This window comes from Nostoc sp., from assembly GCF_036919815.1.
Taxonomy (GTDB): Bacteria; Cyanobacteriota; Cyanobacteriia; order Cyanobacteriales; family Nostocaceae; genus Nostoc.
On record NZ_JBALCE010000084.1, the window covers coordinates 108438 to 132023 of the forward strand.

Genomic DNA, 23586 nt, shown 5'->3' on the forward strand with positions numbered 1-23586 from the left:
AACAAGTTTATCGGCTGGGTGCTGAGGAAAGGAGAGCCAGTTATGTGCTGTGGTTCCCAAAGTTTAGGAACTCAAACTGGCGTAGTAGTTTTTCCAGAGTAAAGCAGAATCAATCTATCTTGCAATCCCTGTTTCGTTTTTTAACAACAGATTTTCACTTTGGCATCCTTAATTTCAGTGCGTTGAAACGCACTTTAGCTATTAGCCCGCAATTTATTGCAGGGCGGGAAAGCAACGCAAAACGAGGTTATGAATACTTTTTGCTCCTCCGGTGATTAAATTAAGATCAGCCAACTAATTTAAACTCAAAGCGGCGAGAGTCTTTAAATCAGGCACTTCTAAGTCAGGTTGACTTACTGCTGATCCGGTGGGACTAACTCCTTTTTGATCTCCGCGACGGTTTACCCAGACTGTTGATAGTCCCACAGATTTAGCTGTAACGATATCGTGATATACACTAGCAGCAACGTGTAATATCTGCTCTAGCGGCAAATCAATTCTCTCAATAGCCACTCTGAAGTTGTTTAAAGAGGGTTTGTAGCTTTTTGCCTGTTCTGCTGTGATTATCTGGTCAAATTCTACCTCCAAGTGCTTTGCCGAGAAAGCAAAGAGATCGTCATCTACGTTTAAGATAATTACCAGTTTAAACTTTTGCTTTAAAGCTCTAAGTGCTTCAAGTGTATCGGGGAAAGGCAGCCAATGCTGAATCGAATCAGCAAGTGAATTTAGTTCGTCAGCAGTTGGCTCAAAACCAAATCGCTCACCAAATTTTTGGACTACTCTGTTCAAAACTTCTCGATATTTGATATATTCTCCTTTTTCCAGTTCTGCTTCAAATTCAGTAAAAAGTTCTAGAATTTGCTCGTCATCAAAATTAGTGTTATGTGCTAGCAGAAGTGGCTTTAGTACCCCTAAGATGCCGTTCTCCCAATCAATTAGGGTTCCGTAACAATCGAAAGTTAAAGCCTTGTACTGATTAAAGTTAATCATATTTTTATACTCCACAGCTTGATTAATTGTGTTCAGTTTTCACAAATCAAAAGACCGATGAACTCAGCTGCGATCGCCACACTGATAAATATTCATTCTTTGCGTCGCTCCCTACCCATTAATTGTTAATTGATAGCCGATTATTATGGCATTTAGTTAATTCTATATCATCAATATTTTTCCAGATCTCAAATTAATTGTAAACTCGCTTTCTTTACCTCGATAACCAAGATTATATTGGCGTCATGTCTATTTTATTGTTCTGATTAAATTCATAATTTAAGCTTAATTACAATCAATTTAAAATTAACAATGTTTAAGAAAATCTTAACCTAAATTTGTACTAACTTTAACTCAACCTTTGCTTACGCTGTATGTCTTAGTAAGAAGATTATGTAGTAACTATAGTAAAGTACTGTATTACTATCGGGTTTTAGATGTATCGTTACCATTAGCCCAGAGTCAGAAGTCAAATTGGAGGTTCTTACGAGTTGGTGTTGACTGCATTAAGGATTGGAGATTTATGAAACTGCAAGTGACCCAATTACATATACTCTGAGCCAAATTAACTGGAGCGTAGACCGATGAGACGCACAGGTGCTGCTTGGATAGCGGAAAACTAGGTGTCTACGCCGACAGCATGACATTTGGGTATTTTCTGTGGAGTTTTCTTAACTTACTTGAGGAGTAGAAATGCTTGAGGCGATCGCTGTTGCTTGGTTATTACTGTTTTTTGGCGATTTTCTATCTACATTCATTTACCACGTACCCGAGCACGTTTTTGGTAGCCTTCATTTAAAAACGCACCACTCCTGGAAAAAGGACTTCCGCCACTACGCTATTTTGACTTTTAATCCCCAGGTTCTTTTAGATGGTATCTTGGGAGCTTTGCCTTATGTACTCATAGCAGTAGCCCTGTGGTCTTTCTCTCCCATCGGCGTGATCTCTGGATTACTGCTTGGTCAGTTTCATGTTTGGTGGAGACACATAAGTGTATTGGGTTGGCAAACCCCAAAGCCGATAAATATTTTATGTCAAATTCTATTTATTACTACTCCTGAGAGACACTGGTTACACCATCACAAAACTAATTTAGGTTTCGGTGATATTTTCACCTTCTTTGAACAACCTGCCCAAATTTGGTTACGGTGGCTTCGGTTACTCAGACTTCGTTTTCGCTACTCTCGGATCTAACTGAAGCTACCGCTTACCTAAATACTTTTAAGGTGAATTTTAGTAATAAATTTACCATAGCCGTTGGTTGAGCGGAGTCGAAACCAACGTAGTCAAAACTCGTCAAAATAGGTATTTTTTTAATCCGAAATCACCTAAAAGTAGCAAAATCAGCTGCGATCGCCGCTGATTTTGCTACTTTATTCTATGTTTTGCCAGAGAGGGGATTATTCAGTCTCAAAAAAGTTTTACACTGAGCTTGTCGAAGTGCTGATTCCCAATTTCCGAGTAGTAGCAACAAGAGACATCAATTGACCATAGATTTAAATCTATGCCTTTCTCGAATTATGAAAGCTTTATTTATAGTTTTTCTAGAACTAATCAAAAATAGGACTTACGCACAATTCTACGGAATAACGTAGACGCTTCGGCTTGCCGCAGGCTACCACAGAGGCGCAGAGAAGGCAGTGCATTGCGGGGGTGGAGGAGTTTGTAGCAACTGGCGCGACACAGAGAAATCAGAGTTTGAGAGATATTTTGCGTAAGTCCTAAAAAAGTAAGCGAGTTACACAGACAGAACGACGCCTCTGGTAAGGAGTTTAAAGGTATTTACTACCGATCGACTTCGCTGTTATATCGCCAATGTTTTTGGGAAAACTAATCTTAATTAGTAAATTATTATATTGCTAGATTTTTATGACAATTCCTTTCTTTTCTGAAGATACTGGGCGTAGCTTGCTGATCCAAAGGGGTACGGATAGCTACGGTGAAGAAGGCAGGAGGTGGTCACTGAGACACGTCGAAGTGCAGGAGGTGGTCACTGAGCCACGTCGAAGTGCAGGAGGTAGAGGGTTGCAATACAGTGTAGTTAACTCTTGGAAATACTATGCGAACGGGCTTTATCAACAGACGCGATCGCAACTGGTACAAAGTGAGAAAATGTCTGTCTTGGGAGACTTAGCCACAGAGGTGGCAGATAAAATTAATAACCCGGTTGGCTTGAATGCGGTCAATTTGCAACCTGCTGCTTATGAGGTGTTTTATGTCCGCAGTTAGTCTCAGAAAGATTCTCAACAAAAAAGAGTTGCCCTCTCTCCTTCATAACTTAGTCTACCAGCTCAACATGGCGATTGATGTTGAACTGTTAGACGGCACGAAACTAATTAGCATTGGGGAGCAAACTGGGCAAAACCGATATCCAATCGAGGTGCCAGGAGAAATCATCGGTTGGGTTGTTGGGGGAGAACAGGTAACTCTACTTGCGACTTTGCTCTCATTTCTGGCAAAGCAGGAAGCTGAGAAGAAAGAACTGGCTATAGAATTGCTGGAGCGATACCAAGAAATTGATTTGTTTGAGGATATCTCGACTAAACTCACAACAAGTTTAGATACGCGACAGATTGCCCAACTTGTGCTTCAGGAATTGAGTAAATTAGTTGAATCCTCTGCGGGGATGATTCTGCTCCTCGGTCCAGATGCAACTGCATTTGAAATCATTGCCGAATTTGGAGTTTTTTTTGACCACAGTCAGCCGGAACCGGGTAAGGGGATTATTGGCAACATTGTGCAATCCAACCGAGCAGAACTCATCAATGATATGCAAGCCGATCCTCGGTTAGAAGGGCAAAAAAACGTTAACGCAATGATTTGTGTACCGTTGCGAGCCAAGGAGCGGGTACTGGGAGCGATCGCTATTGGAACCTCCAAAACTGACTCATACAAGGCAGAACACCTGAAACTTGTGAGTATCTTTGCCTCTCAAACTGCGATCGCGATTGACAAAGCTGTAATTTACGAGCATAGCATTCAAGTAGCCATCCAGGCAAAAGCCCAGACACAGAGACTTCAGCAAGCTCTCCATGAATTGCAATTGGCCCAAACCCAGTTAATCCAAAGCGAAAAAATGTCCAGTCTAGGACAACTCATTGCCGGAGTTGCCCACGAAATCAACAACCCGGTTAACTTTATTTATGGCAATTTAAAATATGTTGCCGAATACACCAATGACTTGTTGCACCTGGTGCAAGAGTATCAGAAATTCCTACCTGTTGCTCCTTTAGAGTTGGAATCAGAGTTAGACAAAATCGATCTGGAATTTATCATGGAGGATCTCCCGAAACTACTGAATTCGATGAACGTGGGCACTGATCGCATTGTGGAAATTGTGCAATCTCTGAAAAACTTCTCCCGCCATGACGAAGCCGAAATGAAAGCCGTCAACATCCACGATGGCATCGACGGAACGCTGATGATTCTTCACCATCGCCTGAAGGCAGATGCTTGTCGTCCGGTAATTGAAATTATGAAAGACTATGGCAAATTTCCCCTAATTGAATGCTACCCCGGACAGTTGAATCAGGTATTTATGAACATCCTGGCAAATGCCATTGATGCTCTAGAGGAGGGAATGATCAATAAAAAAATATCTCCCCCTACTGCCCAAATCACTATTCGTACTGAAGTCCTTGACAACCAGTTTGTAGTGATTCGCATTGCCGATAATGGACCAGGGATGAAGGAGGATGTGATTCGATGCATTTACGATCCCTTCTTCACCACAAAAGAAATTGGCAAGGGAACCGGATTGGGTATGGCAATCAGTTACCAAATTATTGTGAACAGACACCGGGGATTTCTCAAGTGCCGTTCTGCGCCAGGTGAAGGGACAGAATTCTGGATTCAGATTCCAATAAATTGTGCATTGGTGGACGCTGTTGAAGAACAGAATAGCACCTCTGCCTCGCCAACTCCCACTCCCGATGCCGACGGCTTCATTCCATCAACAACTCCAATGCTCAAACCGAGGGATTTGCTAATCCGCCATAATCAACTGATTCAGCGACTTTCAGAGCAGAGTCCAAACCTGGGAGCTACATCACCAGAGCAAATTTACCAGATGTTTCAACGTAACCCAATTTCCTTAAAGCTTTACGCCACTTTGTTGTCGTGGTTCAGTTGTCCTAACCATACCCACATCGACGACTAAGGAAACTTCAATCATGTTTAAGCAACTTGATGAATATAACAGTCAGCTATTTGAACAATGTCCTGTTGGGCTAATACTGTGCCGAACAGATGGGACACTAATTAACATCAACCCCGCCTATGCTGCCATTTTAGGGCGCACTGTTCCAGAAACCCTGAATCTTAGCTATTGGCAAATTACTCCTGAAAACTATGCCGCCGCTGACCGAGCTACCCTAGAGAACCTAGAACAAACTGGTCGCTACGGTCCCTATGAGAAGAAGTTAATCCATAAAGATGGGCATCTGGTTTCAGTCAGGATATCTGGACTAATAATTGAGAAAGATGGGGAACGACTGATCTGGTCTAATGTGGAGGACATCAGCGACCTTCGACAAGCCCAGCAGGAACGCCAACAGACTGAACAAATCCTGAAACAGAGTGAAGCCCGATACCGCTCTCTAGTAACCGCTACTACACAAATTGTCTGGGTATCTACACCAGATGGAATTTGCTTTGAACTGGCAAGCTGGATAGCCTATACAGGTCAAAGTCTAGCGGAAGCTGAGAATGGGGGCTGGATTGATGCCGTTCATCCTGACGATCGCGCCTATACCGGAGAAGTATGGAGTGCTGCTGTGGTAAACCGGAGTATGTATCAAATTGAATACCGAATTCGTGGCAAGGATGGCAACTATCGCTACTTTTTGGTCTGGGGTGCCCCCGTCCTAGAAGAAGACGGCAGTGTTCGAGAATGGATTGGTACCTGCACTGATATTCACGATCGCAAGCTGGCAGAAGCCGAAAAGCAGTATCTCGAACAACGGTATCGCTCTTTAGTAACTGCCACTTCCCAAATGGTCTGGGTGGCTACACCTGAAGGACTGGCGGTGAGCCGTGAAATGCCTACCTGGTTAGCATACACAGGTCAGAGTGCAGCTGAAGTCGAGGGTTTGGGCTGGCTCGATCCGATTCACCCCGATGACCGTACCCACACAGCCCAAGCCTGGAATAATGCTGTGGCGAATCAGAGTCTCTTTCAAACTGAATACCGGATCTGTGGCAAAGATGGCATCTACCGCCATTTTTCTATGTGCGGTACCCCCGTCTTGGAAGCAGACGGTAGCATCCGCGAATGGATTGGTACCTGCACCAATATTCACGATCGCAAACAGGCAGAAGCCGAAAATCAGCGTCTCATGGATATGTTGAATCATTCCAGCGATGCGATTATTGTCCGCGACATGAGCGAGAAAATTTTGTACTGGAATCAAGGTGCAGAAAGGCTCTATGGCTGGACTCGTGATTTTGTGAAAGGCCAATACATCCACACACTTCTGAAATCAATCTTTCCAAAACCTTTAGAAGAAGTTTTATCAGAGTTTCTCCGGCAGGGTACTTGGGAAGGAGAACTGGAACACATCACACGCGATGGCAGAGCGATCACCGTTCAAAGCGGCTGGACTTTGCAACGAAATTTATCCGGTCAACCCTGCGCCATGCTGGAAATCAATACCGACATCACTGCCCGCAAACAAGCAGAAATCGCTCTGCGGCAACTGAATCAAGAACTGGAAATTAAAGTTGTCGAGCGGACGGCTGCCCTGCAAAATACCCTAGCAGAAGCGCAGGGATTAAATGCCATTTTAGATAACTTAGCAGATGGTTTGTTAGTGGCAGACACCGCAGGACAAATCACCCACTTTAATCCTGCCTTTTTAGCCATGTATGGATTGACAGCTACCGCCCTCAAAGCTAACTACCGAGAACTGCCCATCGCCGGGTTGGCAGGCTTGATTGAACAAACCCAATCCCATCCCAAAGAGATGTTTTCTGCCGAAGTTGCACTGACGAAAAAACGCATTGGTCAGGCAGTGGCGACTGCCATTTTCAAAAAGACGGCAGAAAAGGAACCCTCTGCCTGCTTCGGTTCGGCGCTGCTGATCCGCGATATTACGGCTGAAAAAGAGATCGATCAGATGAAGACCGACTTCATCTCCACAGTTTCCCACGAGTTGCGGACGCCACTAACTTCTGTCCTCGGTTTTGCATCGCTCATTCAAGAAAAGCTGGAAACAGATGTGTTCCCAATGCTTTCTACCGAAGACCGCAAGCTTCAGAAAACGATTAAGCGGGTGGGTGACAATCTCAACATTATTGTGTCGGAAGCAGAACGGCTGACGTCTTTAATTAATGATGTCCTGGATATCGCCAAGATGGAAGCAGGTAAGGTGGAATGGCAGATGCAGCCTCTCGAACCCAGCAAATTACTCGATTTGGCAACCAATTCCACCGCCGGGTTATTTGAAACCAATGGCTTGCAGTTGATCAGTGAGATTGAACCTGGACTGCCTCAGATAGTAGGCGATCGCAATCGTCTGCTGCAAGTTTTGATCAATCTGATTTCCAATGCCGTTAAATTCACTGAATCCGGTTCTGTTACCTGCCGCGTTAAACAAGAGAACGAAGGTGTTTGCATCAGCGTCATCGACACAGGCATTGGCATTACACCTGAAGACCAGCCAAAAGTGTTTGAGAAATTCCGCCAAGTTGGCGACACCCTCACCGACAAACCCAAAGGCACAGGGTTAGGACTGCCCATCTGTAAACAAATCATCGATCATCACGGCGGTAGAATCTGGGTTGAGAGTGAACCAGGTAAGGGCAGCATATTCTCCTTCATCATTCCCACTTACGCCAGCGATCCAAAAACCACTGCTAATCTGAATCTGGATACGCTAGTCAAACAACTCCAAGAACACGTCATCACCCCAAAGCCTGTGCTGAACCAAAACAGCAAAACCATTCTGGTTGTAGATGATGACGCTAACATTCGGGAACTGCTCCGTCAACAATTTGAGAAGGAGTTGGAAAATCTATTCTTTATTATGCTGTCTGAACAGTAATTCCTATGACCCATAATTTGATTTTGGTTAAAGGTTATATCATGTCCGCCAGATTACCCATAATAAAAGAACCCCACCCCCAACCCCTAAGAGCTTTTCAGGAGGCAGGGTGGTTTCATACAACGAGAGAAAAACTCAAAGCCTCTTGACCTTTCGGGGAGAGGTTTGGAGAGGGGTAAAAAGCCATGTCACAAAACGAGAATCAAGACTTATCTATTTTTATTTATTCGTATGAAACCACCCTGCTGCTTTTTAAGGGGGGATCTGAAAAGCCCCCTTTTTAAGAGGGTTGGGGGATCTCTTCTGCGTAAGTCCTAAAGCAATCAAGCGGACATGATATTAAAGGTTTTTTCTTCCCCTTTCCCCACAAAACCCGACAAGATGACCTGAGCAAATTTACCAGATGTTCCTACAGTATCCAATTTCTTTTTTTATTGATGTTTAGAACAATGAGACAAATGAATAACAATTCGCCAGGACAAAAATACAAGTATTTTTATGAAGAGTGCTGAGTTCCGAGTTCCTCGGCTTAGAGTTAAAAGACCGCCCACAAGGGGCGGAGTATCAACCTTCTCCCGGATACAAAGATTCCGCCACGCCACTTGCTCTTACCATAGTGCAAAAGTACTGGGTACTCTTCTTACTCAGCACTCAGCACTCAGTACTGAGTAGGGTAAACAAACTTAATTTAAGAGTTATCAAGAAGAATGCGAAAAAACTCTGAATTCTTGAAAATCGCTGACCAAGGAATCCTCAAACGATTCCTGATCACTTTCTTACCACTGTCCGTCCTGGTTGGGGGCGTGCTGATGATCATTCACCAGGCAGAGAGTAAAGCTGAACGGGGCGCAATTTCCATCAACGAAACCCGTAACGTTGAAATGCAAACTAAAATAGCTGCTAGAGACTTTAATTTAATTAAGTCAGACTTGATGTTTCTGACTACTCAAAACGAGCTACAGTTCATGCTCAACCGACCTGTGGATGCAACTAAAACACTGGAGTTGAGGCAGGCGATCGCTAAAGAGTATTTTTCCATGTCTGAGCAGAAGCAAGTTTATGACCAGATTCGCTTTCTGGACACAACTGGCAAAGAAATTGTCAGAGTCAACTTGAATCAAGGTCAGCCCAACATTGTTCCTGAGGAAAAACTGCAAGTCCAGGCAAAGCGTTACTGGTTTAAGGACACCTTACCCCTCAAATCAGGCGAGGTCTTTGTTTCGCCCCTGGATCTAAATATTGAGCGGGGCAAGATTGAACAACCGCTCAAACCAATGATCCGTTTTGGCACTCCTGTATTTGATTCTCAGGGGCAAAAACGCGGCATTGTTGTGCTGAACTATCTAGGTGAGAAATTTATCCAGAATCTGAAAAAAGAAAACTCGACAACTTTAGGCGAAATGCTGCTACTCAATGCTGATGGTTACTGGCTTAAAGGACTAAAGCCAGAGAATGAGTGGGGCTTTATGTACAAAGACCGCAAAGACCTGACCTTTGCAAAAGCCTTTCCTAAAGTGTGGCAGCAAATAGGCACAACAGAGTCAGGACAGTTTCAAACGGCTGATGGGTTATTAACTTTCAAAACCCTGTATCCGCTACTGGAAGTTCAAAAAGCTCAATCCAGCACGGGGGCGACCAGCGCCTTTGATTCCAGTCAATGGAAGGTGGATGCCAAGTCTTACCATTGGAAAATTGTGACTCTTGTTCCCTCTGCGATCTTAAATGCGCGATCGCAAAGTTCTTTTAATCGACTCCTGCTTTTCTACATTATTTTGACTGGGTTGATTGGGGTGGGTTCCTGGCTGTTGGCCTTATCCCACTTACGACAGCAACAGGCAGACACAGAACTGCAAGCAACATTTGCTGACCTGACTGCGATTATTGACAATCTAGCAGATGGGTTATTGGTAACTAACACCATCGGCCAAATTACCCGCTTTAACCCGGCGCTGCTAAAAATGTTCCAGCTTGGCGACATTGACATCAAAGGAAAAGACTGCGGAGAAATTTCTCAAGCTGAAATCGCCAATTTGGTAAAGCAGACCCACAAACAGTCTCGAGAGATATTCACTGCTGAGATTAATTTAGCAGCAGGCCGGGTCGGTCAAGCTCTAGTAACCACCATCTTCAAAGAAGCTTCTAAAGATCAGGCGGCGAGGTGGCTAGGTTCGGTAATTCTGATTCGGGATATTACGGCTGAAAAGGAAATCGACCAAATGAAGACCGACTTCATCTCCACGGTTTCCCACGAGTTGCGAACGCCACTAACTTCTGTCCTCGGTTTTGCATCGCTCATTAAAGAAAAGCTGGAAACAGATGTGTTCCCAATGCTTTCTACCGAAGACTGCAAGCTTCAGAAAACAATTAAGCGGGTGGGTGACAATCTCAACATTATTGTGTCGGAAGCAGAACGGCTGACGTCTTTAATTAATGATGTCCTGGATATCGCCAAGATGGAAGCAGGTAAGGTGGAATGGCAGATGCAGCCTCTCGAACCCAGCAAATTACTCGATTTGGCAACCAATTCCACCGCCGGGTTATTTGAAACCAATGGCTTGCAGTTGATCAGTGAGATTGAACCTGGACTGCCTCAGATAGTAGGCGATCGCAATCGTCTGCTGCAAGTTTTGATCAATCTGATTTCCAATGCCGTTAAATTCACTGAATCCGGTTCTGTTACCTGCCGCGTTAAACAAGAGAACGAAGGTGTTTGCATCAGCGTCATCGACACAGGCATTGGCATTACACCTGAAGACCAGCCAAAAGTGTTTGAGAAATTCCGCCAAGTTGGCGACACCCTCACCGACAAACCCAAAGGCACAGGGTTAGGACTGCCCATCTGTAAACAAATCATCGATCATCACGGCGGTAGAATCTGGGTTGAGAGTGAACCAGGTAAGGGCAGCATATTCTCCTTCATCATTCCCACTTACGCCAGCGATCCAAAAACCACTGCTAATCTGAATCTGGATACGCTAGTCAAACAACTCCAAGAACACGTCATCACCCCAAAGCCTGTGCTGAACCAAAACAGCAAAACCATTCTGGTAGTGGATGATGAAGCTAACATTCGGGAGCTGCTTCGTCAACAACTGGAAACCGAAGGTTATAATGTTCGGGAAGCGAAAGACGGCGTGGATGCGATTCATCAAATTAAAACAGCCCGTCCCGACCTGATTCTCTTGGATGTAATGATGCCCCAAATCAACGGCTTTGATGTGGCAGCCGTCCTCAAAAATGATCCCCACACCGCAGACATTCCGATCATCATTCTGTCAATTATTGAAAACAAAGAACGGGGCAACCCCATTGGCATTGATCGCTATCTTACCAAGCCCATTGACCCAGAAAAACTCCTCAACGAAATTGGCTCATTGCTTTCCCAAGGCACTTCTAGTAAAAAGGTATTGGTTGTGGATAAAAATGCCTCAACCTTAAAAACCTTATCAGATGTACTGCGAACTCAGGGATACAGCGTGATTGAAGCCTCCGATCCGCAAGAATGCCTCCATAAAGCCCTGTCAACCAAACCTGACATGATTATCATCGATTCGATCTTCTCTCAAGATGCCGATTTGGTAAAAACCCTACGCTTTGAGAAGGAGTTGGAAAATATATTTTTTATTATGCTATCTGAACAGTAATCCCTATGACCCTTCAAAATTCAAAATTCAAAATTCCCACCTACGTCAGCGATCGCAAAACCACTGCTAATCTGAATCTGGATACGCTAGTCAAACAACTCAAAGAACACGTCATCACCACAATGCCCCCGAATTTAAACGCGAGAATAATTCTATTATCCAAAGATCGTAAATTAAATGACAGAGCCAATGACTTGATTGCTATGAATCAATCTAAAATCTAAAATCCAAAATTGTATGACCCAGAAAATTCTGATTGTTGACGATGAACCCAATATCTTGATTTTGATGGAACAAGCCCTAGAAGCATTAGAAGATGAGGGCGTTGAACTCCTAACTGCTAGAAATGGAGAAGAAGCTCTCGAAATTATTAAAGCTGAAAAACCAAACTTGGTTTTTCTCGATGTGATGATGCCTAAAATGAATGGTTTACAAGTCTGTCACATTGTTAAACACGACTTGCAAATGACTGATATCTACATTGTGATATTAACAGCTAAAGGGCAGGAATTTGATAAAAAAAAAGGAATTGAGGTTGGTGCAGATTTATATCTAACGAAACCATTTCGCCCCAAAGAAGTACTTGAAAAATCAAAGCAGGTGTTGGGTTTTTCAGGAAAGTCCTGAATGCGTTTCACCTGCTTTCCCTTCCAGTTTGCTGGAAGTGAAAGCAGCATTTGGTAGTGATAATTCATCCGCAATGGGCGTAGCTTGTTCTGATACTACGCTATTTTAACCTTCAACTATCAGGTTATTTTAGATGGAATTAAATACTTTTTAAAAGTACCAAAAACAGCTGCTTTTGTCAGCTATTTAGTTGGCCAATATTCAGGATTTTTGACTTAGCTTAGGTCTTTTATACAATCAATATAACTCTAAAGTAATGAAGTCCCATAAAAAGATTTCAATTTTCTGGACGATGCAATCCTCAAAGCTCACTAAATTTTATTTAAAACCTGTAAATTTTATGAAATTATAAGCCGAAATACTTATGTAATTATGTGTTTATAATCTCACAAAATAATAATATAAGTCAACAAGATTAGTCAGAAATTCAAAAATTACTCAATATTACTATTGACAAGTTTATATTTGCTTAAAATTCTTATCCAGAAAAGCAATTTTGCGCTAAAAATACGGACAATACAGATAGCTGCGTAGCATAAGTCAATTTTTAGTGACTCAAACTCACTTAAGTAAGTGGGTCAAATTAAATATAAAACCTCACCCTGCCTCCGGCTTCCCTCTCCTTAGTAAGGAGAGGGATTGAGGGTGAGGTTTGATCTTATATTTAATTACGCCTACCTACTTAATTGAGTCCGTTTGAACTGACTTAGGCTCTATAGCAACGAAGTTGTTAGTTTGGTATTTGTTGGTAATGACAAGGCTTGAAGAGTAGGCATACAGGTTAGCAGAGCCGACACAAGGAAAATTACCTCTCGCCCTACCCCTGCTTATTCAACCAAAAGGTAATTCTGGGAAACCTTAATTTGTGAGAGCGAGAGCTTTTGCCAGAAGGAACTAGAATTAGGAAACACCTAGCTGGGTTCTTCTGACTTTTGAAATTAGGAGTGCATGTGTGCCAAAATCCCCTAAATATTTGCTGATTGGATCAACCGAGACTTATAGCGGTAAATCTGCAACTGTTCTGGGTTTGTCTGATCAGCTACAGCAAAAAGGACTGGATATTACCTACGGTAAACCACTCGGTACGTGTTTGAATTCGTCTAGTGGAACCGTCATTGAGGAAGATGTCCAATTCATTGCTCTTAGCCTCAAATTGCCGGAAAACCGCGTTGCACCGACAATGCTCGCTTTGGATGAACTAAATGTGCAAAAGCGCTTACTGGGGGAAGACAAAACCGATTATCAGCAGTCCCTAATACAGCAATATTTACAAATGTCCCAAGGAGATTTGGTGTTACTGGAGGGGCCTGGTGATTTGTCCGAAGGCAATTTGTTTGACTTGTCTTTGCTGCAAATCGCTGAAGTATTGGATGCGGCTGTGCTGTTAGTAACCCGCTATAAATCGTTGCTTTCGGTTGAGGCGCTATTAGCTGCGAAAGGGCGTGTGGGCGATCGCTTGATTGGAGTTGTGATCAATGATATCCCTGTCACCCAACTAGAAGCCGTTGACACTCTCTTGCGCCCATTTTTGGAACACCAGGGGATTCCGGTGCTAGCAATGCTACCGAATAGCGATTTGCTCCGCAGCGTCAGTGTTAGCGAACTAGTCAAGCAGTTAAAGGCTGATGTTCTCTGTCGCAACGATCGCCTAGATTTGTTGGTGGAAAGTTTAGCAATTGGAGCGATGAATGTCAACTCGGCTGTGAAATATTTCCGCAAACGCCGGAATATGGCAGTAGTAACAGGAGGCGATCGGGTGGAAATTCAGCAAGCTGCTTTAGAAACTTCTACCCAATGTTTAATTCTCACCGGGCAACTACCCCCACCGCCGTTCATTCTCAGTCGCGCTGAAGAACTAGAAATCCCCATTTTATCTGTTGACTTAGACACCCTCACCACTGTAGAAATTGTTAACCGCACTTTCGGGCAAGTCCGCCTCCACGAGCCGATTAAGGTTCAGTGCATTCGCCAGTTGATGTCTGAGCATTTTGACATTGAGCGCCTATTATCTAAACTGGGTTTAACTGCTATATAAACTCTAGATATCCTTGGACATCCTTCCTTTACTTGACGTTTCATCGAACAATCAGAAAAATTGTAGCAATGTCTAACTCAGGTTTGCCTCGCACCTACACGCTGTTTGGTAAAATATGTGGGTCGTTTAATCGGATTATCTCCATCTTTGACCCAATCAACAGACCTTATTAGCCTCGATACATTAGCGCAAGAACTGGCAACAATCCAGCAAACGGGTTCTAAAAGAATTGCCTTGCTGGGTTCTCGTCACGTCCCGATTACGCATCAGAATCTTATTGAAATGATGACATATGCCCTAGTTTTATCGGGTAATCGAATCATTACTTCTGGTGCTACAGGTACAAATTCAGCTGCCATCCGGGGAGCAACGCGGGCCGATCCGAATTTGTTAACGGTGATTCTACCCCAAAGCCTGGAACGCCAGCCTTTGGAATCGCGCCAGCAACTAGAACAGGTAATGCATTTAGTGGAAAATTCCAGTAATGATAATCTGTCCCTTGCTGAAGCTAGTTACCTGTGCAACAAAGAAATTGTCTCTCGTTGCCAGCAACTGATTTGTTTTGCGTTTCACGACAGCGGCACCTTGTTGCAAACTTGTCAAGATGCAGAAGAACAAAGAAAAGTGGTGACTCTCTTCTACTTTGATTAGTCATTTGTCATTTGTCTTTTGTCCTACCCTGCGGAAAGCTGCTGACGCATCTATGTGTTTGGCGAATCACCAATGACTAACGACCAATGACTAATGACTGATGACTAATAACCAATGACTAATAAGTAATGATAATTTTTTTGTACTCGATCGCTGCTGCTGCCGTTCTAATTTATGTGCCATTTTTGGTGGTAGCTTATGCCCGTGTGCGTATGGGGTATGAAACGTTTTCTACTCCTCGCGCTATGCTTGATAAATTGCCACCTTATGCCCAACGAGCAACTTGGGCACATCAAAACACCTTTGAAGCGTTTATGATATTTGCTGCAGCTGCATTGATGGCATATGTAACTGGTGTAAATTCTTCTACAGCAATAGGAGCTGCGATCGCCTTTGTCGTAGCCCGTTTGCTATACTCAATTTTTTATATTTTGAATATACCCCTTTTGCGATCGCTGATGTTTGGCATTGGTACCATTAGCTCTGCCACTCTCATTCTATTGAGCATCATTCAAGCTACTAGTTAATTGGGGCATGGGGCATAGGGCATGGGGCATAGGGCATATGAATAATTACTAATGTTTTATGCCTAACTCCAATTCCGAAATCCAACATCTAATAACCCAACATTTTCTATGGCTTCTACTTTTTCCTTTGACATTGTGAGCGACTTTGACCGACAAGAGTTGGTTAATGCTGTCGATCAAGTTATACGAGACATCAAAGGTCGTTATGACCTAAAAGACACTCAAACTACTGTCGAATTAGTCGAAGAAAGTATTAACGTTAGTACTGACAGCGAGTTTACCTTAAATTCTGTACACGACATCCTGCGGGAAAAAGCCGCCAAGCGTAACCTCTCCCAGAAAATCTTTGATTTAGGCAAAGTTGAATCAGCTAGTGGTAATCGCGTGCGTCAAGAAATCAAACTCAAAAAAGGCATTAGTCAGGAAATCGCCAAACAAATCTCCAAATTGATTCGGGACGAATTCAAAAAGGTACAAGCCTCAATTCAAGGTGATGCTGTGCGGGTTTCTGCCAAATCTAAAGATGACTTACAAGTTGTCATGCAGCGAGTGAAACAAGAAGACTATCCGGTAGCTTTGCAATTTACAAATTATCGTTAACAGATTCGTAATTCGTAATTAAGAATTCAATTACGAATTACGAATTACTTTAAGTTCTTCCGGCAATACTTTTTTGAAATGCCGGACGCTCAGATAACTGCTTCATATAGTTCAACACCTCTGGGTAGGAACTAAGGTCTAGCTTCAGGATCATGGGAATGTAATTCAGAATAGACCCCACTGCCACATCAGCAACAGTGAACTCATTGCCAAGCAAGAAAGGTTGCTTACTGAAAATTTCATTTAAGGGAGTCAACAAACGGGGCATTTCCCGCTCCCGATTCTCCTCTCCAAAAATCCCTGGAGCAAGGGTAGCATTGGCAAACAATACCCACTGGGAAAATACAGCACGTTCCTCTGGTGAAAGTGTGCTTTTACTATACTTATCGGCAAGGTATAGCAAAATTGCCCCAGATTCCCAAAGTTTAAAATCCCCATCAACAATTGCTGGAACTTTACCAACTGGGTTAATTGCCAAATATTCCGGTTGGAGGTGTTCACCCGCCTGCATATCGAGCTTGACGAATTCGTAGGAAACTCCTAATTCCTCTAAATACCAATGAACAATTGAGGCTCGACTACGAGTACTGCCGTAAAGTTTTAGCATAATTTAAAGAACTTTGTGAGTGTGAGAATGTTGTTTAACATTGTCTTCTTTTGTGACAACTCTAGCGGCATTTAACACTCGTTTGCGCTCAATGGAATACTTAAATTCAGTGTAGTTTGTACCTAAGGGAATTAAAGATTTTGCAGATTCACGACGTTTGTAGGTACGAGCTGCTGCAAATGCCCGTGGCATAAATTCCTCTCCAAACTGAGCCGACTCTGGGAAGCCATCTGGCATCAGTTGTGAATCGTCATGCAGTACAGTTCCCAAAGTCGTTGCATGAGCCAGCTTATAGGAGGTAGGGATGCCCTTTAAAAGCGCTTCCAAAGCCGCAGAGGGAATCGGTTCTATAACTTCGATTTGATAAACTTCTCCATCTTCTTTGACGAAGCAGGTTGCCAAGCCGATAACAATGTAATCATCGGTTGCTAAATCAGGAGCATTGGGATAGGAAATTGCAGTTGTCATCGGAAAATTTCTCAAAACTTAAAAATTAAATCTAACGATTGGGGCATTGGGCATTGGTTATTCTCCTTGTCCCCAGTCCCCGTATCTAATGAACGGCTTCTTGGCATTCTACCAATTTGTCGCTCTCACTACTTGACTAGTCTTTGAGATTGACATCTGCTATTTCTGGAATTCACCTTCGGGATCAAGTATCCATGATTATGTTTAAGGAGCAATTGTTTATTTAGGGCATAGATTTCTATTTGTGCGATTAGGTTAAGTTCTCTCTTCAGATAGCTTTCAAGTAGCCATAAATACCTTAAAAATAAACACAGGGGTAAAACCACTAGCAAGAAAAAACTAGAATTTGATTTCACAAAGCAGGGATTTCAGGCAGGGAAAGATGAATATTCACTCCTTTTTAGCTGACGATGACCAGCAAAGTAAAGAATACAATTTTGTACTAAATAGTACAAAAAAAGCCCAAGAACATCGGAAAAACGATCGCAGCGAATCGGCTTTAGGGGATAACTACTTACGCTCTTTTGCTTTCAGGTTGGCTCAAGAAGGAGATTATACTGAGGCGATCGCACTTTTAACTCAACTAATTTACCGCCATCCCTACAATGCTGTTGATTACAACAACCGGGGGCTGATTTATTTCCAAAGTGGTGAAACGCAAAAAGCGCTTTCCGACTATAATACCGCCCTTAAATTTAATCCCAATTTAGCTAGTGCTTATAATAACCGGGCAAATTACTACGCTACTTGTGGAGAATTAGCAGCAGCACTTGCCGACTACGATCAAGCGATTGATTTCAATCCTTGCCATATCCGGGCGTGGATTAATCGAGGCATTACCTGGCGTGACTTGGGGCAATATGAAGAGGCTATTGAGAATTTTGAGGTAGCACTGCTTTTCGGTCAACTAGAAGGTCATATCTGGGCTGAACGCGGCAGGACTTACCATCTTTGGGGTGACTGGAATTATGCGATCGCTGATTATCGTCGCGCCCTGACTCAACTACCCTCTATCGGCAACAGTAAGGATATTACTGGTTATCGTTTGCGTTTACAACTCGAAAATTGGCTAAACGAACTCCTATCTGATCAGCGTCCTACTTGGTAGATTAGTCCTTCTGGGAAATTCAAAATTCAAAATAAATTATTAAATTTTGAATTAGAGTTTAGCGACGCTGTATTACTAATGACTAATAGATGATAACTACATAGCTATTCAAGAATTAGCTATTAACCATTATTTATTAGCAAGAATATAAATTAACACCCGGTTTATACGTAGCCAGAATCACAATAAGCCTAAATAATCCCAAATTCGCTATTTGTCTTAGGGTGATAAGTCTGTTTGTTCATCTTCTCGGCGATCGTGATTCATCAACACCACCCGACGTTGGCTGGGATCAAATCGGTATCCTTGTTGTTGCATAATAGTTTTAGTTTGCTGAGGATCGAAGTTACGGCTAAATTCCGACTGCAAACCATTGACATGTTCTTCCATCAGCTTGACTTCAGTACTAATTTCTCCTAACTTTTGTTGCTGTAACCACTGATAAGACAAAAGTTGTGCTAAAGCAGATGCCGCAACAGCTGTAATCACAAGATTAACCGCTATTTTAGCTGTGCTTTCTAGTGCCATCACCTGGTAAGAACGTTGACGAAGATGCCGTTTTGGTCGAGGAATAACCCGGCGTTTTTGTATAGGTTGTAACGGTGGTCTGGAGGGTTGAATCGCGTTCATGATGCTAAAAAATAACCTCGCTTTGTGAAGGGAAGCACTGTAAAAGCGCTCTGGCGGTAATTACTGCTTGATTTAGCTGTCATATTACTTCATTTTTTGCAAATAGCTACAAGTATTGCAATAATTAAAAAATAACCTGGCTTACGTAAGTGCAAGGTTTCTAACTACTTATGGCATAAAGCCACAAGGTATAAAAATTGCACCCCGTACTGCCAGGATTATTAGCTTTTTAACTGTGTCACATCGTAGCGTTATTTGTAAAGTTCTGTGGCTAATCGCCAAGCTAGAACTCCTGGGATCAACGCCACAACTAGAGCGATGTAGACTTGAGTATCTGAGATGGAAGACACCTGAGCGATGTACAGAGTATCTAAGATAGGCATGGCTGAAAACCTCCTAACCTGAATAGATTTTGAACAGTTCGTTTACTACTTTTCCTTGTTTTGCCTAGATTGGGGAATATCTTGTTACAAGATGCAACAAAAGCAGTTAATAGTCAGTAGTCGTTAGTTGTTCTCCCAGGACTTATGCAAACAATATCTGAAAAGAATGATTTTTAGGTAGGGGCAATACCCTGCGGTCAGCTAAAGCTACATGAATTGCCCCAGATGCGTGTAGTTTTGCTTAAGTCCTATCTCTATTAAAAAAATTTATAAAAAATATGAATTTGTATTTAGGTATCGACTTCGGCACATCTGGCGCACGCGGTATGGTGATTGACGAGGAAGCTGCTTGTATCCAGGCTGAGGTGCGATATCCCTTCCAGGATTCACCAGCCGCTATTATGCCAAAAATTTGGCAGGAGGCTTTGTTTGTGCTGGTGGAACAAATACCTGAAGAATTGCGGCGAGAAATTAAAGCGATCGCAATTAATGGTACTTCTTCCACCGTCTTACTGGTCGATGCTGCTGGCAATCCTGTAGATGCACCACTTTTGTATAACGATGCGCGGGGATCATTGGTGTTAGAGCATTTGAGGAGTATAGCACCCCCTAACCATAACGTGTTCAGTGCCACCTCTAGCCTGGCCAAACTTTTGTGGATGAGGCAATTACCTACTTTTAATGAAGCTAGATATTTCCTGCATCAAGCAGATTGGCTGGGGTTTCTCCTACATGGGTATTTAGGGATTAGCGATTACCATAATGCTTTAAAGCTGGGTTATGACGTAGAAGAGTTGAAATACCCAAAATGGCTAGAAAAGTTGCAAATACCGATTCAGCTACCCAAGGTTTTAACTCCTGGTACTCCGATTGCAAAATTGCGCCCTGAAATTGCGGATAAGTTCGGTTTTTGCAGTGATTGTCTGGTATGTGCTGGTACAACTGATAGTATTGCCGCTTTTCTCGCCAGTGGGGCAAAATTACCTGGTGAAGCCGTGACTTCCCTTGGTTCAACGTTGGTATTAAAGTTATTAAGTCGTACCCGTGTAGAAGATGCGCGATACGGAATTTACAGCCATCGGTTGGGTGATTTGTGGCTGACTGGTGGTGCTTCTAATACTGGCGGTGCAGTACTGAAGCAATTTTTCACAAACGCTGAGTTAGAAAGCCTTAGCCGGGAGATTGATGCATCAAAAACCAGCGAGTTAGATTATTATCCATTATTGAAGGTAGGCGATCGCTTTCCGATTAATGATCCCAATTTAGCCCCACGCTTGGAACCACGCCCAGATAACCCAGTGGAATTTCTGCATGGGTTGTTAGAAAGTATTGCCCGCATAGAAGCGCGAGGGTATGAATTATTACAAAAAATGGGCGCAGATAAGTTGATCCGTGTTTATACTGCTGGCGGTGGCGCGGTAAATGACACTTGGACTGCAATTAGGGCGCGTTATTTGCAGGTTCCTGTAGTAGCGTCAGTGTATACCGAAGCTGCTTACGGGACTGCGCTATTGGCGATGGGGGATAGAAAAAGCGGTGAACAACAGTAATTGTCTAAGCTAATCGTCATTCATTTTTCCAGAATGATTCGCTTGTAGTAAGGGCTTCAGCCCTGCTTTTATGCAACTTAAATGCTGATTAGCTTAACTATCTTTTCGTAGATATCTTGAAAATCAGTATCTATCCCAGTGACAATCGATATATCCCGGCCGATACTTGGATGATTAGATACCGGTTCATCATCTGGGCAGCTATTTGGGGATGGGTGCTTCGCCACAAGCGAATGTCATCCATCCCCTTTACTAATTATCGGTGTGAATTCTAAGGCGATTAGTAGAAAAGAAAAAGGTTTTTTAAAAAAATTTGACCTGCGCGATCGAGATTATCATCCAGGGAAAAGGTGAGGCTACGGACTTGGATTTGATCACTTTTAATATCTAGTGGCTGTGTCAAGTCTTTGGGGTATATCAAAAAGGCTTGCTTGCATTTTGTTGTGTTGGCGTAGCTGATCATTTGATGAATATCTGTATATCCTGCCCGTTCAGGGGCTTTATACTTTGTATCCAAAACTGCTATTGTTTTGCCAGTAGCAGCATCACACAGTAATATATCTATACTGAAGTGCCGATTCTGACTAATTTCTATTTGATGTTGCTGTTTAAAAAAATAGCCTTGTGGCGTGTTGTGCTGAAGCCATTCTGCAACAAAAAGTTCATATAAATGTGCCATATCGACGAGAAAGGGTAGGGTTTTATAAATTCCTCTCTCATGACTGGGACTAATATTTTCTAAAAAGAATCGGCATAAATTATGTAATAGTCGATAGTCTTCATTGAGGCGATTATACTGTATTGCAATACAATCTTTTGCGCTATAAGGTTGCAGTGTTACTAATCCTTGTAGAGCGTGATAAGCTTTTCGTACTGTTGGTGATACTCTTTCGGAACATAAACTGCTACGGCCAATTATATAAAGTGTCCATGCCAATATTTGATTTTCTTTAATATCAGCCGTATGTTCTTCGTAATCGCATTTAAGTTTAACATTCCACGGTTTTTGAATTATCTGTTGCACATCTAGCCTTCCCCGCACATAAGAAAGCTGCTGTGTTTTAGGCAAGTAAGTACGATATAATCCTTTGCGACACCGTTCTAAAACCTTATGGGCTAAGATATGAGCCAGATTATTATAAAAGTCCTCTAGAGATTCACTATCCATCAGCCCTTCGAGAAAGCGAAAACCTTTCAAATTGTAGGCATATTCCAGCATTCCGAAAATGTTTTGGATAGGTACTTTCGGATTTATTTTTAGATGCAATTCAGGAGTTACAGGAATGTAACCTACCCATCCTTTAGCTTGAAGTTTCCAATGTCCTCTAGTTTTATAAGTAGGAAATTCTATATCTACTTGTATTTTATATTTATCATATAACTCGACACCGGCTGAATCGGGTATTTCATCAAGCGTAAATAATTTGCTTTCGTATTCTGTAAGTTCAATAATTATTGCTTGCGCTGGGTTTATATCCATAGTTTATTTTTGATTTCATCCCAGCGAAACTCATCTACTTTTTTTAGCTGGTTAAAAAAGTACTCTTCTAAATATGGCTCAATTTCCATGCGCCATATATCTTCTATGTCTTCACGTAAATTGTCTGTTAAAAAGAAGGAAATACCAATTTCGTAGTTTTTATCTGCGATCGCTTCATTTAATTGCTCTAAAATGTTAATTAATCCCTCTACTGCAAAACCTGTTTTTAGGTGATACCGTCGCAGCACATCATAGTTTGGGCGAAGTTCGATAAACGCAAAGCGGCGGCGTAGTGCATGATCTATATTGGCGATAGACCTGTCTGCTGTGTTCATTGTGCCAATAATGCGGACATTTTTCGGGATGCGAAACATATTACCGCCAGCTAATGGAATTTCTCTATCTCTGTACTCAAGTAAGTACATTAATTCACCAAAAACCTGTGCAAGATTAGCACGGTTTATTTCATCGATAATTAGAACACAAGTATCTTCACGAGACTCAGCTTTTTTACAAAATTCTAAAAATCTTCCTGGAACCAGTGGATATGCTAATATTCCATTTTGGCTTTGAGGACGAATGCCTTGAATGAAATCTTCATAAGAATATGCTGGATGAAATTGCGCCAGTTCTGAAAAACCATCACCACCACTGATTAAGTATTGAGCAAGTTTTTCGGCAAGATAAGTTTTTCCTGTCCCAGGTGAACCATATAAAATTGCTTGACCTTTACGATTAATTGTGCGTATCCAGCGCTCTAAGTCTGCTTCTATCAAACCAATATCTTGAGCAAAGTTATTGAAGCTATAATTAGGATTATTGGAATTTATATACTTGCTAATAGAGGGTATTAGTTCATTAGATACTGCTAGCCATAATAAGGGGAGATAATTTTGAAACCATTGATTAAATTCATCAATTAAATGTTTCCAAGAAGTGTTTAAAATTTTATCTTTCCTCCAAAAATAGCTATTGTCATCTATATCGCAAAGATCACGAAATATATATATATCTTTGGCAACTATTTTGGACATTATTAGAGGGTTAACATATCCAATTTTTTTGGCTAAAATTTCACCTGTTTCCTCTATAAATCGTATTCGTATACCTCGCTCTGTCATTTCTATATATAAAGTTGAAAATATATCTAAATACCTATATAAGCTAGGTGTATTATAATAAGTTAACAGTTCTTCTTTTACTTTTGTTACTCCATGAAACTTATTAAAAGCAATTTGATTTG

General features: G+C 42.2%; 21 protein-coding genes. 13 read left to right on the top strand and 8 right to left on the bottom strand.

The window, feature by feature from the left end; genetic code table 11:
• Positions 1-294: 294 nt before the first annotated feature.
• The gene (locus V7K15_RS20115; RefSeq protein ID WP_334908030.1) at positions 295-990 is read right to left on the bottom strand and encodes a haloacid dehalogenase type II; all 696 of its coding nucleotides are present in this window, start codon (positions 988-990) and stop codon (positions 295-297) included.
• Between the two features lie 693 nt (positions 991-1683).
• On the opposite strand from V7K15_RS20115, the gene V7K15_RS20120 reads away from it, so the two are divergent.
• From V7K15_RS20120 to V7K15_RS20170, 11 genes are all read left to right on the top strand, one after another.
• Positions 1684-2184 carry a fatty acid hydroxylase gene (locus V7K15_RS20120; protein WP_334908032.1) on the top strand — a complete coding sequence of 167 codons (501 nt, stop codon included), beginning with the start codon at positions 1684-1686 and terminating at the stop codon, positions 2182-2184.
• A 675-nt stretch (positions 2185-2859) separates the two neighbouring features.
• Positions 2860-3219 carry a hypothetical protein gene (locus V7K15_RS20125; protein WP_334908034.1) on the top strand — a complete coding sequence of 120 codons (360 nt, stop codon included), beginning with the start codon at positions 2860-2862 and terminating at the stop codon, positions 3217-3219.
• Complete coding sequence (locus V7K15_RS20130) at positions 3206-5149, top strand: GAF domain-containing sensor histidine kinase (RefSeq protein ID WP_334908036.1); 1944 nt, start codon at positions 3206-3208, stop codon at positions 5147-5149. Before V7K15_RS20125 ends, V7K15_RS20130 begins: the two co-directional genes overlap by 14 nt.
• Before the next feature lie 13 nt (positions 5150-5162).
• Positions 5163-8033, top strand: a complete 2871-nt coding sequence (locus tag V7K15_RS20135; RefSeq protein ID WP_334908038.1) for a PAS domain S-box protein — start codon at positions 5163-5165, stop codon at positions 8031-8033.
• 707 nt (positions 8034-8740) lie between these two features.
• Complete coding sequence (locus tag V7K15_RS20140) at positions 8741-11677, top strand: response regulator (RefSeq protein WP_334908040.1); 2937 nt, start codon at positions 8741-8743, stop codon at positions 11675-11677.
• 5 nt (positions 11678-11682) lie between these two features.
• Positions 11683-11901, top strand: a complete 219-nt coding sequence (locus tag V7K15_RS20145) for a hypothetical protein (RefSeq protein ID WP_334908042.1) — start codon at positions 11683-11685, stop codon at positions 11899-11901.
• A gap of 13 nt (positions 11902-11914) precedes the next feature.
• Complete coding sequence (locus tag V7K15_RS20150; RefSeq protein ID WP_334908044.1) at positions 11915-12304, top strand: response regulator transcription factor; 390 nt, start codon at positions 11915-11917, stop codon at positions 12302-12304.
• A gap of 952 nt (positions 12305-13256) precedes the next feature.
• Positions 13257-14339, top strand: coding sequence for a phosphotransacetylase family protein (locus V7K15_RS20155; RefSeq protein WP_334908046.1), 1083 nt, complete (start codon positions 13257-13259; stop codon positions 14337-14339).
• 147 nt (positions 14340-14486) lie between these two features.
• Positions 14487-14990, top strand: a complete 504-nt coding sequence (locus V7K15_RS20160) for a DNA recombination-mediator protein A (RefSeq protein WP_334908089.1) — start codon at positions 14487-14489, stop codon at positions 14988-14990.
• A gap of 128 nt (positions 14991-15118) precedes the next feature.
• Positions 15119-15517, top strand: coding sequence for an MAPEG family protein (locus V7K15_RS20165; RefSeq protein ID WP_334908048.1), 399 nt, complete (start codon positions 15119-15121; stop codon positions 15515-15517).
• Positions 15518-15625: 108 nt separating this feature from the next.
• Complete coding sequence (locus tag V7K15_RS20170) at positions 15626-16117, top strand: YajQ family cyclic di-GMP-binding protein (RefSeq protein ID WP_334908050.1); 492 nt, start codon at positions 15626-15628, stop codon at positions 16115-16117.
• 49 nt (positions 16118-16166) lie between these two features.
• Here the strand turns inward: V7K15_RS20170 and V7K15_RS20175 are convergent, their stop codons facing one another.
• Both V7K15_RS20175 and V7K15_RS20180 read right to left on the bottom strand, forming a co-directional pair.
• Entirely contained in the window at positions 16167-16724 is a 558-nt protein-coding gene (locus tag V7K15_RS20175; RefSeq protein ID WP_334908052.1) for a glutathione S-transferase family protein, read from the bottom strand.
• Positions 16725-16727: 3 nt separating this feature from the next.
• Positions 16728-17192 carry a hypothetical protein gene (locus V7K15_RS20180; protein WP_334908054.1) on the bottom strand — a complete coding sequence of 155 codons (465 nt, stop codon included), beginning with the start codon at positions 17190-17192 and terminating at the stop codon, positions 16728-16730.
• 382 nt (positions 17193-17574) lie between these two features.
• On the opposite strand from V7K15_RS20180, the gene V7K15_RS20185 reads away from it, so the two are divergent.
• A complete protein-coding gene (locus tag V7K15_RS20185; RefSeq protein ID WP_334908055.1) occupies positions 17575-18300 on the top strand; it encodes a tetratricopeptide repeat protein in 726 nt (241 codons plus the stop codon).
• Positions 18301-18519: 219 nt separating this feature from the next.
• On the opposite strand, the gene V7K15_RS20190 is transcribed toward V7K15_RS20185, so the two are convergent.
• Entirely contained in the window at positions 18520-18930 is a 411-nt protein-coding gene (locus V7K15_RS20190; RefSeq protein WP_334908058.1) for a hypothetical protein, read from the bottom strand.
• A gap of 251 nt (positions 18931-19181) precedes the next feature.
• Positions 19182-19313 (bottom strand): photosystem I reaction center subunit XII, encoded by a 132-nt coding sequence (gene psaM / locus V7K15_RS20195; RefSeq protein ID WP_190912801.1) that lies wholly within the window; start codon positions 19311-19313, stop codon positions 19182-19184.
• 278 nt (positions 19314-19591) lie between these two features.
• On the opposite strand from psaM, the gene V7K15_RS20200 reads away from it, so the two are divergent.
• A complete protein-coding gene (locus V7K15_RS20200; protein ID WP_334908060.1) occupies positions 19592-20863 on the top strand; it encodes an FGGY-family carbohydrate kinase in 1272 nt (423 codons plus the stop codon).
• Between the two features lie 77 nt (positions 20864-20940).
• Here V7K15_RS20200 and V7K15_RS20205 read toward each other — a convergent pair whose 3' ends face one another.
• The 3 genes from V7K15_RS20205 to V7K15_RS20215 all read right to left on the bottom strand — a co-directional run.
• On the bottom strand, positions 20941-21090 hold the full coding sequence (locus V7K15_RS20205) for a hypothetical protein (RefSeq protein ID WP_334908062.1): 150 nt from the start codon (positions 21088-21090) through the stop codon (positions 20941-20943).
• 53 nt (positions 21091-21143) lie between these two features.
• Entirely contained in the window at positions 21144-22343 is a 1200-nt protein-coding gene (locus V7K15_RS20210) for an McrC family protein (RefSeq protein WP_334908065.1), read from the bottom strand.
• On the bottom strand, positions 22334-23586 hold a 1253-nt coding region (locus tag V7K15_RS20215; RefSeq protein WP_334908067.1), incomplete at its 5' end, for an McrB family protein. The genes V7K15_RS20210 and V7K15_RS20215, both read right to left, overlap by 10 nt.